This window comes from Paraburkholderia dioscoreae (assembly GCF_902459535.1).
GTDB classification, from domain to species: domain Bacteria; phylum Pseudomonadota; class Gammaproteobacteria; order Burkholderiales; family Burkholderiaceae; genus Paraburkholderia; species Paraburkholderia dioscoreae.
This window is the reverse complement of sequence record NZ_LR699553.1, coordinates 403,075-417,467: the sequence shown is the minus strand read 5'-3', so window position 1 is coordinate 417,467 and position 14,393 is coordinate 403,075. Positions and strand designations below refer to the sequence as shown.

General features: G+C 62.1%; 16 protein-coding genes and 1 tRNA gene. 13 read left to right on the top strand and 4 right to left on the bottom strand.

Translation table 11 applies throughout. From position 1 onward, the window contains the following. Positions 1-210: 210 nt before the first annotated feature. The 5 genes from hpf to PDMSB3_RS01970 all read left to right on the top strand — a co-directional run bounded on the left by hpf (position 211) and on the right by PDMSB3_RS01970 (position 4,147). Positions 211-570 (top strand): ribosome hibernation-promoting factor, HPF/YfiA family, encoded by a 360-nt coding sequence (gene hpf / locus PDMSB3_RS01990; protein ID WP_007179410.1) that lies wholly within the window; start codon positions 211-213, stop codon positions 568-570. A 291-nt stretch (positions 571-861) separates the two neighbouring features. Beyond that, positions 862-1,377 carry a PTS IIA-like nitrogen regulatory protein PtsN gene (gene ptsN, locus PDMSB3_RS01985; RefSeq protein WP_007179411.1) on the top strand — a complete coding sequence of 172 codons (516 nt, stop codon included), beginning with the start codon at positions 862-864 and terminating at the stop codon, positions 1,375-1,377. 139 nt (positions 1,378-1,516) lie between these two features. Continuing rightward, positions 1,517-2,485, top strand: a complete 969-nt coding sequence (gene hprK, locus PDMSB3_RS01980) for an HPr(Ser) kinase/phosphatase (protein WP_007179412.1) — start codon at positions 1,517-1,519, stop codon at positions 2,483-2,485. Positions 2,486-2,581: 96 nt separating this feature from the next. After that, complete coding sequence (gene rapZ / locus PDMSB3_RS01975) at positions 2,582-3,475, top strand: RNase adapter RapZ (RefSeq protein WP_035517717.1); 894 nt, start codon at positions 2,582-2,584, stop codon at positions 3,473-3,475. Between the two features lie 39 nt (positions 3,476-3,514). Then, positions 3,515-4,147 (top strand): LON peptidase substrate-binding domain-containing protein, encoded by a 633-nt coding sequence (locus tag PDMSB3_RS01970; RefSeq protein ID WP_007179414.1) that lies wholly within the window; start codon positions 3,515-3,517, stop codon positions 4,145-4,147. Positions 4,148-4,173: 26 nt separating this feature from the next. On the opposite strand, the gene mutY is transcribed toward PDMSB3_RS01970, so the two are convergent. Next, positions 4,174-5,301, bottom strand: coding sequence for an A/G-specific adenine glycosylase (mutY, locus tag PDMSB3_RS01965; RefSeq protein WP_007179415.1), 1,128 nt, complete (start codon positions 5,299-5,301; stop codon positions 4,174-4,176). A 7-nt stretch (positions 5,302-5,308) separates the two neighbouring features. Continuing rightward, on the bottom strand, positions 5,309-6,139 hold the full coding sequence (gene mutM / locus PDMSB3_RS01960; RefSeq protein WP_007179416.1) for a bifunctional DNA-formamidopyrimidine glycosylase/DNA-(apurinic or apyrimidinic site) lyase: 831 nt from the start codon (positions 6,137-6,139) through the stop codon (positions 5,309-5,311). Positions 6,140-6,226: 87 nt separating this feature from the next. Here mutM and PDMSB3_RS01955 point away from each other — a divergent pair, with 87 nt between their 5' ends. The 8 genes from PDMSB3_RS01955 (at position 6,227) to hisC (ending at position 13,471) form a co-directional block, all read left to right on the top strand. After that, the gene (locus tag PDMSB3_RS01955; RefSeq protein ID WP_007179417.1) at positions 6,227-8,068 is read left to right on the top strand and encodes a tetratricopeptide repeat protein; all 1,842 of its coding nucleotides are present in this window, start codon (positions 6,227-6,229) and stop codon (positions 8,066-8,068) included. Then, positions 8,068-8,703, top strand: coding sequence for a lipoprotein insertase outer membrane protein LolB (lolB, locus tag PDMSB3_RS01950; protein ID WP_007179418.1), 636 nt, complete (start codon positions 8,068-8,070; stop codon positions 8,701-8,703). The genes PDMSB3_RS01955 and lolB overlap by 1 nt, the downstream gene beginning before the upstream one ends. A 76-nt stretch (positions 8,704-8,779) precedes the next feature. Next, positions 8,780-9,661, top strand: a complete 882-nt coding sequence (ispE, locus tag PDMSB3_RS01945) for a 4-(cytidine 5'-diphospho)-2-C-methyl-D-erythritol kinase (RefSeq protein WP_007179419.1) — start codon at positions 8,780-8,782, stop codon at positions 9,659-9,661. A 52-nt stretch (positions 9,662-9,713) separates the two neighbouring features. Next, positions 9,714-9,790, top strand: a tRNA-Gln gene (locus PDMSB3_RS01940). A 46-nt stretch (positions 9,791-9,836) separates the two neighbouring features. Continuing rightward, a complete protein-coding gene (locus tag PDMSB3_RS01935) occupies positions 9,837-10,793 on the top strand; it encodes a ribose-phosphate pyrophosphokinase (protein WP_006048037.1) in 957 nt (318 codons plus the stop codon). Between the two features lie 160 nt (positions 10,794-10,953). Then, entirely contained in the window at positions 10,954-11,571 is a 618-nt protein-coding gene (locus PDMSB3_RS01930) for a 50S ribosomal protein L25/general stress protein Ctc (protein WP_007179420.1), read from the top strand. 147 nt (positions 11,572-11,718) lie between these two features. Next, positions 11,719-12,321, top strand: coding sequence for an aminoacyl-tRNA hydrolase (gene pth, locus PDMSB3_RS01925; RefSeq protein WP_007179421.1), 603 nt, complete (start codon positions 11,719-11,721; stop codon positions 12,319-12,321). Between the two features lie 70 nt (positions 12,322-12,391). Then, the gene (gene hisC / locus PDMSB3_RS01920) at positions 12,392-13,471 is read left to right on the top strand and encodes a histidinol-phosphate transaminase (protein WP_007179422.1); all 1,080 of its coding nucleotides are present in this window, start codon (positions 12,392-12,394) and stop codon (positions 13,469-13,471) included. Between the two features lie 84 nt (positions 13,472-13,555). Here the strand turns inward: hisC and PDMSB3_RS01915 are convergent, their stop codons facing one another. Beyond that, positions 13,556-13,813, bottom strand: a complete 258-nt coding sequence (locus PDMSB3_RS01915; RefSeq protein ID WP_007179423.1) for a YfhL family 4Fe-4S dicluster ferredoxin — start codon at positions 13,811-13,813, stop codon at positions 13,556-13,558. Between the two features lie 63 nt (positions 13,814-13,876). Further along, positions 13,877-14,392, bottom strand: a complete 516-nt coding sequence (coaD, locus tag PDMSB3_RS01910) for a pantetheine-phosphate adenylyltransferase (protein WP_007179424.1) — start codon at positions 14,390-14,392, stop codon at positions 13,877-13,879. Position 14,393 lies beyond the last annotated feature (1 nt).

The window sequence follows — 14,393 nt, the reverse complement described above, 5'->3', positions numbered from 1 at the left end:
GGGGCAAGACAACTTGGGGCGGCCCGGCGTTTGTCTTGAGCCCGTCGCCTTCCGTGGCGGGCATTTACCGGCCGCTCCGCAGTTGGCGGACAGGCCGGCCGATGCGACCTGCCAGAAGTCAGTCACCGGGGGGCGACTCAGGCAAGCCGACAGATCGACCGGACCTTCGTCATCGTGCGGAACAAGCGGCCATTAGCTTGGAGAAGCACTATGAATCTGCAGATCAGTGGACACCACCTCGAAGTAACGCCTGCGTTGCGCGAATACGTGATCACCAAACTGGATAGGGTGCTAAGACATTTCGATCAGGTCATCGACGGCAGTGTGGTCCTCTCGGTCGACAACAACCACAAGGAAAAGGAAAAGCGTCAAAAGGTTGAAATCAACCTGCATCTCAAGGGCAAGGATCTCTTTGTCGAGAGCTGTGACAGCGACCTGTACGCTGCGATCGATCTGATGATCGACAAGCTCGACCGGCAAGTCATTCGCCACAAGGATCGCCTGCAAGGCCATGCGCATGAGGCGATCAAGTATCAACCGGCGCCGCAACTCGACGTGCCGCCGCAATAAGGGAAATCAGAAGGTTCTCTTCCGCAGATCTTCGTTTTCCCTTAGCCAGCGAAACCGCCCGAAACCGGGCGGTTTTTTGTTTCCGGGCGCCGTTGCCCCCACGGCGGCGCAGCATATGCCCATGCCTGAACGAACTCACTGCGCATTGATGGCGCGTCGCACCATCCGTGGCTGCCCTGTTCTATAATGTTCCGGTTACCATCGGGGTCAAAGTTAGCTCAAGCGGAAAATCGGTCGGCCGGAGTCCTGTGTTTTTGGACTTACACGCTCGCCGTCGTGAGCATCAAACGAATGGAACGCCACTCAAATGCCCCTGCGAGGAGAACCCAGGCCACGTTTTCGCCTGTCAACATGAATCGTTTAGCCAAATTTCTTCCCCTCGAGAACGTCGTCGTCGGTCTATCGGTCACCAGCAAGAAACGCGTGTTCGAGCAAGCGGGCCTGATCTTCGAGAACCAGAACGGCATCGCCCGTAGCACGGTCACTGACAATCTGTTCGCGCGTGAGCGCCTCGGATCGACGGGCCTTGGCGAAGGCGTGGCGATTCCGCATGGCCGGATCAAAGGCTTGAAGCAGCCGCTCGCCGCATTCGTCCGCCTTGCCGAACCCATTCCCTTCGAATCGCCCGACGGTCAGCCGGTCTCGCTGCTCATCTTCCTGCTCGTGCCTGAACAGGCCACTCAGCAACACCTCGAAATCCTTTCGGAAATCGCCCAGTTGCTGTCCGATCGCGAAACCCGCGAGCGCCTGCACACGGAACAGGACCGCGAAACGTTGCATCGCCTGCTCACTCAGTGGCAACCTTGATGCATCGGCGGTTATCCGCACGCCGGTTATCCGCCCGGTCATCAACCCGCATGCGGATACAGTCCGGCAACGCAAACGGCCCGCGCTAGCGCGGCCGTCATGTTGCCCGGCAAGCGGCCCACACTGGAGTCACTGACTCATGGATACGTCCAGCATCAACGCCCAGAGCATTTTCGACGATAACGCCGCCACGCTGAAGCTCAGCTGGTTGACGGGGCATGAAGGCTGGGAGCGCGGCTTTTCCTCGGAATCGGTCGCCAATGCCACGTCGAGCGCCGACCTCGTCGGCCACCTGAACCTGATCCACCCGAACCGGATCCAGGTGCTCGGCGACGCCGAAATCGACTACTACAAGCGCCAAACCGACGAAGACCGCTCGCGCCACATGGCCGAGCTGATCGCGTTGGAACCGCCGTTTCTGGTGGTGGCGGGCGGCGTTGCCGCGCCGCCGGAGCTGGTGCTGCGCTGCACGCGCTCGTCCACGCCGCTATTCACCACGCCGATGTCCGCCGCCGCGGTGATCGACAGCCTGCGCCTCTACATGTCGCGCATTCTCGCGCCGCGCGCCACGTTGCACGGCGTGTTTCTCGACATCCTCGGCATGGGCGTGCTGCTCACCGGGGACTCGGGCCTCGGCAAGAGCGAACTCGGGCTGGAGCTGATCAGCCGCGGCCACGGTCTCGTGGCCGACGACGCAGTGGACTTCGTGCGCCTCGGTCCCGACTTCGTCGAAGGGCGTTGCCCGCCGCTGCTGCAAAACCTGCTGGAAGTGCGCGGCCTCGGCCTGCTGGACATCAAGACGATTTTCGGCGAAACCGCGGTACGCCGGAAAATGAAGCTCAAGCTGATCGTGCAACTGGTCCGCCGTCCCGATGGCGAATTCCAGCGGCTGCCGCTGGAGAGCCAGACTGTGGACGTGCTCGGCTTGCCCATCAGCAAAGTCACGATTCAGGTGGCTGCCGGCCGAAACCTCGCCGTGCTGGTCGAAGCCGCCGTGCGCAATACGATCCTGCAACTGCGCGGCATCGACACGCTGCGCGACTTCATGGATCGCCAGCGCCTCGCGATGCAAGACCCCGACAGCCAGTTTCCGGGCAAACTGATCTGAGTCGATAAGACCATGCCGTGACTGCGGCCAGCGGCGGGTGCGGGTACGCGCATGGGGACCAGATGCTATGATGAAATCTACGGTTTCGACGACTCCATGCGCATAATCCTGATCACCGGTATATCCGGCTCCGGCAAATCAGTTGCCCTGAACGCGCTTGAAGACGCAGGCTACTACTGCGTCGACAACCTGCCGCCGCGTTTCCTGCCGCAGCTGGCTTCCTATCTCGCCGAGGACGGGCAAGATCGCCTTGCCGTCGCGATCGACGCGCGCTCGAGCGCCTCGCTCGACGAAATGCCTGCCATGATTCGCGACCTGTCGCGTGCTCACGACGTGCGGGTGCTGTTCCTGAACGCGAGCACACAGTCGCTGATTCAACGCTTTTCCGAAACACGCCGCCGCCATCCGCTGTCCGGTTCCACCTCGCACGACGCGGATGTCGGGTTGCTCAACTCGCTTGCCGAGGCGATCGAACGCGAACGCGAACTCGTGGCGGGGCTGGCCGAATTCGGCCATCAGATCGACACCAGCAATCTGCGCGCGAACGTGCTGCGCGCCTGGGTCAAACGCTTCATCGAGCAGAAGGATTCCGGGCTCGTGCTGATGTTCGAGTCGTTCGGCTTCAAGCGCGGCGTGCCGCTCGACGCGGATTTCGTCTTCGACGTGCGCACCTTGCCGAACCCGTACTACGATCATGAGTTGCGGCCGCTCACGGGCCTCGACAAACCGGTGATAGATTTTCTCGATGCGCTGCCGGTGGTGCATGAAATGATCGACGACATCGAGAAATTTCTCGCCAAATGGCTTCCGCATTTCCGCGAAGACAACCGCAGCTATCTCACCGTCGCGATCGGTTGCACGGGCGGCCAGCACCGCTCGGTATTCATTGCGGAGACGCTCGCCGCGCGTCTCGCGGCGTCGGCGAATGTCATTGTGCGACACCGCGATGCGCCGGTCGAAGCCGGCGAATCATCGAAGTTAGTGGCTTAACCGGCCGCACCGCGCGGCCTCAACTCGAAGCGTTGCGCCATGTCTTCTTCTACTGTGCTTGCCGATGTGCCGCTGTTTCCGCTGCATACGGTGCTGTTTCCCGGCGGACTGCTGCCGCTGAAGATTTTCGAAGCGCGCTACCTCGACATGGCGCGCGACTGTCTGCGTGAAAAAACTCCGTTCGGCGTGTGTCTGCTGAAAAGCGGCGCGGAAGTGGCGCGCGAAGAAGAGCCTTCGGTGCCCGAAGCAATCGGCTGCCTCGCCGAAATCGAGGAGTGCGATGTCGAAGCGTTCGGCATGCTGCTGATTCGCGCACGCGGCACGCGGCGATTTCGCCTGCTTTCGCACCGTGTCGAATCGAGCGGCTTGCTGGTCGGCATGGCGGAACCGCTCGGCGAAGACAGACCGCTCGAAGGCAACGAGCAGTTGGCCAGATTCGGCGCATGCGCGGAAGTGCTCGAACGGATCATCGCAACGATCCGCGAACGTGATCCGGAAAGTCTGCCGTTTGCAGAACCGTTCAGGCTCGAAGATCCCTCGTGGGTGTCGAACCGTCTCGCCGAAGTGCTGCCGATTGCGCTGCGCGCTCGCCAGAAGTTGATGGAGTTGCAGGACGCCGGCGCGCGGATCGATGTCGTTCACCACTACATGCAGCAACATCAATTGCTCTGACGGCGGCCGCAATCCGGCCGGATTGCTCAGATCAGCGAACCCTGCAAACTGTCCAGCAGTTTGCGCACCGGCGCGGGCACACCGAACGAATCGAGATCGCTCAGCGCGACCCACGCCGTGTCCGCATCGCCTAACGCACCCAGCGCGCCCACGCCGCGATCCAGTTCCGCGAGCCGCGGCTCGATATCCAGTTTGAAATGCGTGAACACATGCGTGAGCGGCGCGAGTGGCGAGACCGCACCGTCGCCGCCGAAAGCGCGCGCACGCTCGGCGAGCGAGGTTTCGTCGGCGGCTTCGGGCAGGCTCCACAAGCCGCCCCAGATACCCGACGGCGGCCGCTTCTCAAGCATCACCGCGTTGCCGTCACGCAGCACCAGCATCCATGTTCGGCGCGTCGGCACGGTCTTTTTCGGACGTGCCGTGGGCAGCAGGCGCTGACGTCCCGTCACGTTCGCAACGCAGTCGACGGCGAACGGGCAACGCAGGCAGTCGGGCTTGCCGCGCACGCAGAGGGTCGCGCCGAGGTCCATCAAGCCTTGCGTGTACGCGCTGACTTCGGCATCCGATGCATTCGACGGAAGCAGCGACTCCGCCAGCGTCCACATTGCGTTTTCGACTTTCTTTTCGCCGGGGAAACCTTCGACGCCGAACACGCGCGCCAGCACGCGCTTTACATTGCCGTCGAGAATCGTCGCGCGTGCGCCGAATGCGAACGATGCAATCGCCGCCGCCGTCGAACGACCGATGCCCGGCAGCTCGGCCAGTTCCTCGACCGATGCCGGAAACGCGCCGCCATGCTGCTCGACCACGACTTGCGCGCAGCGATGCAGATTGCGCGCGCGCGTGTAGTAGCCAAGGCCGGCCCACAACGCCATCACGTCGTCAGACGGCGCGGCGGCGAGCGCGGCGACGGTCGGGAAACGCGCGAGGAACTTCGCATAGTAGGGAATGACCGTCGACACCTGGGTCTGCTGCAGCATGATTTCCGACAGCCAGATGCGGTACGGATCCCGCGTGTTCTGCCACGGCAAATCATGGCGGCCATGCTGACGCTGCCATGCGATCAGACGCGAGGAAAAATCGGGCATGGCCGGAAAAGCAGCCGCCGCAGGTGGGCCGGACGAGGTTGAACGCGGAGTTAAGCGAGAAGGCATTGACGGTTTAGCGCTGGCAGGTAGGACAGAAATACGTTGAACGCTGCCCCTGTACGATCTGTTTGATCGGCGTTCCGCACACGCGGCACGGCAGCCCCGCGCGATCATAGACGAAATAGTCGAGCTGGAAGTAGCCGCTCTCGCCATTGCTGCCGACGAAATCGCGCAGCGTGCTGCCGCCCTTCTCGATCGCGGCGGCGAGCGTCACGCGCACGGCGTCCGCCAGCAGATCATAGCGCACGAGCGAAACGCGCCCTGCCGCGGTAGTCGGCCGGATGCCGGCGCGAAAGAGGCTTTCCGATGCATAGATATTGCCCACGCCCACGACGATTTCCCCGGCCAGCAGCGCCTGCTTCACCGACACCTTGCGCCCGCGCGTGAGCCGGTGCATCAGCGCGCCGGAGAACGCAGGCGAAAACGGTTCGACGCCGAGGCCCGCGAGCAGCGGATGCTCGAGCACGTCGCCCGCTTCGCGCGGGTGCCACAGCACTGCGCCGAAGCGCCGCGGATCGCGATAGCGCAAAATGAACTCGTCGAAGATCCAGTCGACGTGATCGTGTTTCGCCGCGGCCGGCGGATGCGGTACATGGCGCAGCACCCGCAGCGTCCCAGTCATGCCAAGATGCACAATGAACCAGCCCGCGTCGATCTCGAACAACAGGTACTTGCCGCGCCGCTCGACCTTGCGCACCACGCGGCCGCGCAAGGTTTTCGCAAGATCCGCCGGAATCGGCCAGCGCAGCGCGGGCGTACGCACATCGACGCGTTCAACCTTGCGCCCGGACACATACGGTTCGATTCCCCGTCGGGTAACCTCAACTTCTGGCAACTCTGGCATGTCTAACTGGTCTGCAACTTGCGTGAGTGGTTGTGCGCGTATTGTAGCGAGCGCGTTACAATCGTCCGAAACATTGAACGGATTTCCATGAACTTGTCCTTCGTGAAGCTGTTTTTGAAGCGCCCGGCTAGCGCATTCCGCGTACCGCACGCCGTGTCCGCTCGCCGGATGCTCGGCGCGGCGGCACTCGCCGTCTGGGCGCTGGCTGCCGTTCCCGCGCACGCGCAGGATTCATCGCCGGACTCGGATGACACCTCCGTCACCCTGCCGGACCCGCTCGGCCCGGCCTCGGCGGAAGATCAGAAGTCGCTGCCCGGTGTGCCGCTGACGAGCCAGATCGTATTCCAGGTGCTCGCCGCCGAAGTCGCACTGCAGCGCGACCAGCCGGCGCCGGCCTATCAGACCTACCTCGCCCTTGCACGCGACACGCACGATCCGCGCATGGCGCAACGCGCCACCGAAATCGCGCTGGCCGCGCAGAGCCCGTCTGACGCATTGGCCGCCGCGCAATTGTGGCAGCAGTATGCACCGAACTCGGAACGCGCCGCGCAACTCGACGCGTCGCTGCTCGTGCTGTCCGGCCGGCCTGACGACGCGGAGCAGATCCTCGCCCGCGAACTCGCACGGGTGCCCGCCGACAATCGCGGCAGCGCGATTCTGGCGCTCCAGTTGCTGCTCTCGCGCGGCCCAAACCGGATCGGCGGCCTGCACGTGCTGCAGGATCTGCTCAAGAACGACATGAACCGGCCGGAAGCGCAACTGGCACTTGCACGCCAGCAGCTCGTATCGGACGACGCGCCGGGTGCGCGCAAGTCGCTCGAACAGGCGCTCGCGCTCAAGCCCGACTATTTGCCGGCCGCGCTGATGCTGTCGCAAATGGGCCCGGAAGAGCGCAAGGAAGGCATCGCCTCGCTCGAAAAGTACGTGCAGCAGAATCCGAAATCGCATGACGCCCGTCTCGCGCTCGCCCAGATGTATCTTGCGAGCGACCGTCTGGACGACGCGCAGAAGCAGTTCGAGATCATGCACAGGAACAACGCGAACGATCTCACGCCGCTCATGGCGCTGGCGCTGATCAAGATCCAGCAGAAGAATTTCAACGAAGCGCAAACGTACCTGACCCAGTACGCACAGCAAGCCGAAAAAACGCCGGGCGCGGATCCCGGTCAGGCGTATATCTACCTTGCACAACTGTCGCTCGAACAGAAGAACGACGCGGCCGCGAGCGACTGGCTGAACAAAATCTCGCCGTCGAGCCAGCAATATGTGCCCGCGCAGATCACGCGCGCGCAACTGCTCGCCAAGCAGGGCAAGGCCGACGACGCGCGCAAGCTGCTCGCCAATCTGTCGGCGCCGGACCCGCGCGACCAGGCGCTGATCGCGCGCACGGACGCGGCGATCCTGTTCGACGCCAGGCGTTACCCCGAGGCCGAAACGCGCCTGCAGCAAGCCACGGCGCAGTTCCCCGACGACCCCGATCTGACCTACGACTACGCAATGTCCGCCGAAAAAACCGGCCATTACGACGTGATGGAAGCGCAGTTGCGCAAGCTGATCCAGACGCAGCCCGACAATCCGCAAGCGTATAACGCGCTCGGCTACTCGCTGGCCGATCGCAATCAGCGCCTCGCCGAGGCGGACAAGCTGGTCGAGAAGGCATCCTCGTTGGCACCGAACGACGCGTTCATCATGGACAGCGTCGGCTGGGTCAAATACCGGATGGGCGATACGTCGGATGCGATCAAGCTGCTGCGCAGAGCCTACGACATGCAGCCGAACGCCGAAATCGGCGCGCACCTCGGCGAGGTATTGTGGAAAACGGGCAATCAGGATCAGGCCCGCGCCGCGTTCCGCGATGCGCGCAAGCTCGAACCGGACAACGATACGCTGGTCAAAACGCTCCAACGTCTTCAGGTGAACGATCTTTGATGCGTCTTTCCCGTCTGATTTCCTTTCCCCGGGCGCCGCGTGGCGCGGCGCTCGGATTCGCAGCGGCGGTGGTTGTCGCATTGGCCGGTTGTGCGTCGGTGAAACCGCAGGGGCCGTCCACGTCGAATGCCGCAACCTCCGTCACCGCGCAGACGAGCCGTTCTTACCAAGGCCGTTTCGCGGTCCAGTACGACGATCAGAACGGCCAGCAGCGCAACGCCTACGGCAATTTCAGCTGGCAGGAAACCGGTGACACAGTGACCTTGGAGTTGCGCAATCCGCTCGGCCAGACGCTGGCGGTGGTGACGTCGTCGCCGGCTTCGGCCACGCTGGAGTTGCCGAATCGCCAGCCGCTCACAGCGGATAACGTCTCCACACTGATGCAGAATGCGCTCGGCTTCGCACTGCCGGTCGAGGGGCTGCGCTATTGGCTGCAACCGTCGCCGGCACCCACTTCGCGCGCCAGGACCGAGAAGGATCCCGACCAACCGTCGCGGCTGAAAGAGATCACGCAAGACGGCTGGACGATCGACTACCTGGCGTATGCCGAGGCACCGGCCACCGGCGTGAAGCGCGTCAACCTGACGCGCTCTGAGCCGCCGCTCGACATCAAGCTCGTCCTGGATCATCAGTAACCCGCGCCGCTTCACGCACCTTTTCGCGCGACCTTGCCGCTTCTTCAGCGCCACCTGGCGCATGTAGCCCCGACTCATGATTGAAACGACCGATTCGCTGCGCGATTGCCTCGCGCCCGCGAAACTCAACCTCTTCCTGCACATCACCGGCCGCCGGCCGGATGGCTATCACACGCTGCAAACGGTGTTCCAGCTGCTCGACTGGGGCGACACGCTGCACTTCACGCGGCGCGACGACGGGCTCATCACGCGCCGCACCGAGATCGCCGACGTGCCGCCGGAACACGACCTGACCGTGCGCGCCGCGACGCTGCTCAAAACGCATACGGGCTCGCCGGAAGGCGTCGATATCGAAATCGACAAACGCCTGCCGATGGGCGCCGGTCTCGGCGGCGGCAGCTCCGACGCAGCGACGACACTGCTCGCGCTGAACCGTCTGTGGAAGCTCGACCTGCCTCGCCTCGAATTGCAGGCGCTGGCGTTGAAACTCGGTGCGGATGTACCGTTTTTTGTGTTTGGAAAAAATGCGTTCGCCCAGGGTGTCGGAGAGGCTTTAGACGCTGTACAATTGCCGCCGCGCCATTTCCTGGTAGTGACGCCGAGGGTTCATGTTCCGACTGCAGCGATTTTCTCTGAAAAAGCGTTGACAAGAGATTCAAAACCCCTCACAATTACGGACTTTCCTGCAGAACTTAGCTGCAACACTGAATGGCCAGAAAGTTTCGGCCGGAACGACATGCAGCAGGTTGTCGTAGGAAAGTACGCGGAAGTAGCGCAAGTGCTGCGATGGTTTGAAAATGTCGCGCCAGCGCGGATGTCTGGATCAGGTGCAAGTGTCTTTGCAGCGTTCCGTAGTAAAGCTGAAGCAGAAGCGGTGCAAGCCAAACTGCCAGCCGAATGGAACAGCGCAGCGGCCCCAAGTCTCGATCAGCATCCACTCTTTACTTTCGCGTCGTAAGTTTTGCATCGTCGAACGAAACTCCACGTTCGGCGGAGCTCAGAGTTAGTGTAGGGGAGTCGCCAAGCTGGTTAAGGCACCGGATTTTGATTCCGGCATGCAAAGGTTCGAATCCTTTCTCCCCTGCCAAAATTTCTCGCATTTCCCCTCGCCCCCAGCCTGAAGTAGGTGCACGATGAGCAGCCATGACGGCCTGATGGTTTTTACTGGCAACGCAAATCCCGCGCTTGCACAGGAAGTCGTCAAAATCCTCGGTATTCCCCTCGGCAAAGCAATGGTTAGCCGTTTCTCGGACGGTGAAATCCAGGTCGAGATTCAGGAAAACGTGCGTGGCAAGGATGTCTTCGTCCTGCAGTCCACGTGCGCACCGGCGAACGACAATCTGATGGAACTGATGATCATGGTCGATGCGCTCAAGCGCGCATCCGCCGGCCGGATCACCGCAGCCATCCCCTACTTCGGTTATGCCCGTCAAGATCGCCGCCCGCGTTCCGCGCGCGTCGCCATCTCGGCGAAGATCGTGGCGAACATGCTGGAAATCGCCGGCGTCGAGCGGATCATCACGATGGATCTGCACGCCGACCAGATTCAAGGCTTCTTCGACATTCCGGTCGACAACATCTATGCTACGCCCGTGCTGCTCGGCGATCTGCGCAAGCAGAACTACGAGAACCTGCTGGTCGTTTCGCCGGACGTCGGCGGCGTGGTGCGTGCCCGGGCGTTGGCCAAGCAGCTGAATTGCGATCTCGCGATCATCGACAAACGCCGCCCGAAGGCCAACGTTGCCGAAGTGATGAACATCATCGGTGAAGTCGAAGGCCGTACCTGCGTGATCATGGACGACATGGTCGATACCGCCGGCACGCTCTGCAAGGCAGCTCAGGTTCTGAAGGAACGCGGCGCGAAGCAGGTGTTCGCTTACGCCACTCACCCGGTTCTGTCGGGCGGCGCAGGCGAGCGTATCGCGGCTTCCGCACTCGACGAACTCGTTGTCACGGACACGATCCCGCTCGGCGAAGAAGCCCGCTCGTGCGCGAAGATCCGTTCGTTGACGAGCGCCGGTCTGCTAGCCGAAACGTTCTCGCGGATTCGCCGCGGCGATTCGGTGATGTCGCTGTTCGCTGAAAGTTAAGTATTTGCGAAGGCGCGCGCCGCTTCAGGCGGCACACTGCGCTTTTGCACAATCGGCATGAACGAACGAAGGTTCGTGCCGCAGCTCTGGGGCCTCAGCCATCTGGCTTGGAGGCCCCGTTTTTACTGCCTGGTCGCGGGCAGTGCAATGGAGATTCAACATGAAAGTAGTCGCTTTCGAGCGTTCTTTGCAAGGTACGGGTGCGAGCCGCCGCCTGCGTAACTCGGGCAAGACCCCGGGCATCGTATATGGCGCGGGTGCTGAAACGCAATTGGTCGAACTGGACCACAACGCGCTGTGGCACGCGCTGAAGAAAGAAGTTTTCCATTCGTCGATCCTCGAATTGGAAGTGGCAGGCAAGTCGCAACAGGTTCTGCTGCGCGACGTGCAATACCACCCGTTCCGTCAGCTCGTGCTGCACGTGGACTTCCAACGTGTCGACGCGAAGAAGAAGCTGCACACCAAGGTGCCGCTGCACTTCCTGAACCAGGAATCGAACCCGGCAGTGAAGCTGGCGAGCGCAGTGATCTCGCACGTCATCAACGAAATCGAAATCGAGTGCCTGCCGTCGGCACTGCCGGAATTCCTCGAAGTCGATCTGGCGACCATCGAAGCGGGTCACTCGGTTCACGCCAAGGACATCAAGCTGCCGGCAGGTGTGACGCTGGTCGCTCACGTCGAAGCAGAAAACCCGGTGATCGCAGCTGCAACGATCCCGGCTGGTGCGATCGCCGAAGGCGAGGCCGCTGCTGCTGAAGGCGAAACGCCGGCTGCTTGAGCGCCACGAGGCACTGAGCAAGTATCCTCTCGATCCGTTTCCATGAAACGGTCGATGTGACCCGCCGCGGTTCGCCCCGGCGGGTTTTTTTTGGTTTTTTTCGGCTCGGCCGCGTTCCGCTTCCGGGCCAGATGGACCTACGCAATCATGATCAAGCTGATCGTTGGCCTCGGCAATCCGGGCGCCGAATACACCGCGACGCGCCACAACGCCGGCTTCTGGCTGGTCGATCAACTGGCGCGCGAAGCCGGCACAACGCTGCGCGACGAGCGGCGTTTCCACGGTTTCTACGCCAAGGCACGGCTTCACGGCGAGGAGGTGCACTTGCTGGAACCGCAAACGTACATGAACCGCTCGGGCCAGTCGGTCGTAGCGGTTGCACAGTTCTTCAAGATTCTCCCCGACGAAATTCTGGTCGCGCACGACGAACTCGACATGCCGCCCGGCAGCGTCAAGCTGAAGCTGGGCGGTGGCAGCGGCGGCCACAATGGGCTCAAGGACATCACCGCGCATCTGTCGTCACAGCAATACTGGCGGTTGCGGATCGGCATCGGCCATCCGCGTGACCTGATTCCCGAGAGCGCGCGCGCCGGCGCCAAGCCGGACGTCGCCAACTACGTGCTGAAACCGCCGCGACGGGAAGAGCAAGACGTGATCGATGCCTCGATCGAACGTGCACTCGCCGTGATGCCGCAAGTCATCAAAGGCGAGCTCGAACGGGCGATGATGCAACTGCACCGCAATCCGTAGACCGCCCCGCTGCGGGAACCGGGTTGCTGTGCCGCCATCGACCGTAACTTTCTTGCATGGGGAGAATCGCTTGAGCCGCTATTGGAGTGACATCGTTCACCGTCTGACGCCATATGTGCCTGGCGAGCAGCCCGTGGTTGCGCATCCGGTGAAACTGAATACCAACGAGAATCCGTATCCGCCGTCGCCCCGTGTGCTCGAAGCGATCCGGCAGGAATTGGGCGACGCAGCCGAATCGCTGCGCCGCTACCCCGATCCTACGGCGCAGAAGCTCCGCGAAACAGTTGCCGCGTACCACGGCATCCGCGCCGAGCAGGTCTTTGCGGGCAACGGCTCGGATGAAGTGCTCGCGCTCACGTTCCAGGCACTACTCAAGCACGACAAACCTTTGCTGTTTCCGGACGTTACCTATAGCTTCTATCCGACGTATGCGCGGCTTTTCGAAGTCGACTACCGGACCATCCCGCTCGACGATAGCTTCGCGATCAACGTCGACGATTACATGTCGCCGAACGGCGGCATCCTGTTCCCGAATCCGAATGCGCCGACCGGCCGTCCGCTGCCGCTTGCCGATATCGAGCGACTGGTGGCGAGCAGTCCCGAGTCCGTGGTGGTGATCGACGAAGCGTACGTGGATTTCGGTGCCCAGTCGGCCATCGGTTTGATCGATCGCTATCCGAATCTACTGGTCGTTCAGACCGTGTCGAAGTCGCGTTCGCTAGCGGGAATGCGCGTCGGCTTCGCGTTTGGCAATCCGGATCTGATCGGCGCACTGAACCGCGTGAAGGACAGTTTCAACTCCTATCCGTTGGACCGCCTCGCGCAGGCCGCCGCCGCGGCGGCGTACGAAGACGACACATGGTTTCGCGACACCTGCGCCAAGGTCGTTGCAAGCCGTGAACGACTGGCCGCGGGACTGACGGCGCTGGGCTTCGAGGTGCTGCCGTCGGCGGCCAATCTGCTGTTCGCACGCCACGAAGGTTACGACGCCGCAACGCTCGCATTGCGGTTGAGGGACAAGGAAATTTTCGTGCGCCATTTCAAGGCTCCGCGAATCGACCAGCATTTGCGGATCTCAGTGGGCACCGACGCCGAATGCGACATTCTTCTGGACGCGCTGCGGGACATCTTCAGCGCGTACGTCGGTTAACACGACGAACAGCGCAGCGCAGAAACGTTGCGGCAAAAAAACGGCGAGGCCAAAAGGTCTCGCCGTTTTTCCAGACTTCGCACCTCACTCGCCCTTCGCAGCCTGTAGCGCGTGGTACTTCGCCATCAACTCACCGGGTGTCTCCAGATGCTCCGGATCGCGCGGAATACACTCGACCGGGCACACCTGAATACACTGCGGTTCGTCGAAATGCCCGACACACTCGGTACACTTCTTCGGGTCGATCACATAGATTTCCGGGCCCATCGAAATCGCGTTGTTCGGGCACTCGGGCTCGCAGACGTCGCAATTGATGCACTCGTCGGTAATCATCAAGGCCATACTTCTCTCACTTCACGCCGGCCGCAGCCGGCTTTGATCCGTCAAACCGACAGTTTACGCCGGTTACGGTTGCGCCGCCGAAGCACCGTTGGCCGGATCCAGCGCGGCAACCTTCTCCTTCAGCCATTGCTCGACCGACGGGAACACGAACTTGCTGACGTCGCCGCCTAGCTGCGCAATTTCGCGCACGATCGTGCCCGAAATGAACTGGTATTGATCGGACGGCGTCATGAACATGGTTTCGACGTCGGGCAGCAAATAGCGATTCATGCCGGCCATCTGGAACTCATATTCGAAGTCCGACACGGCCCGCAGGCCACGCACGATCACCCGCGCGTTATTGCTGCGTACGAAATCCTTCAGCAGCCCCTTGAAACTCATGACCTGAACGTTCGGATAGTGCCCAAGTACTTCATGAGCGATGTCGAGGCGCTCTTCCAGCGTGAAAAACGGTTTCTTGTTGCGGCTGTCGGCAACGCCCACCACCAGCGTGTCGAAAATGCTCGACGCGCGCCGAACGAGGTCTTCGTGACCGCGTGTCAGCGGATCGAACGTGCCCGGGTACACGGCGACTACCATG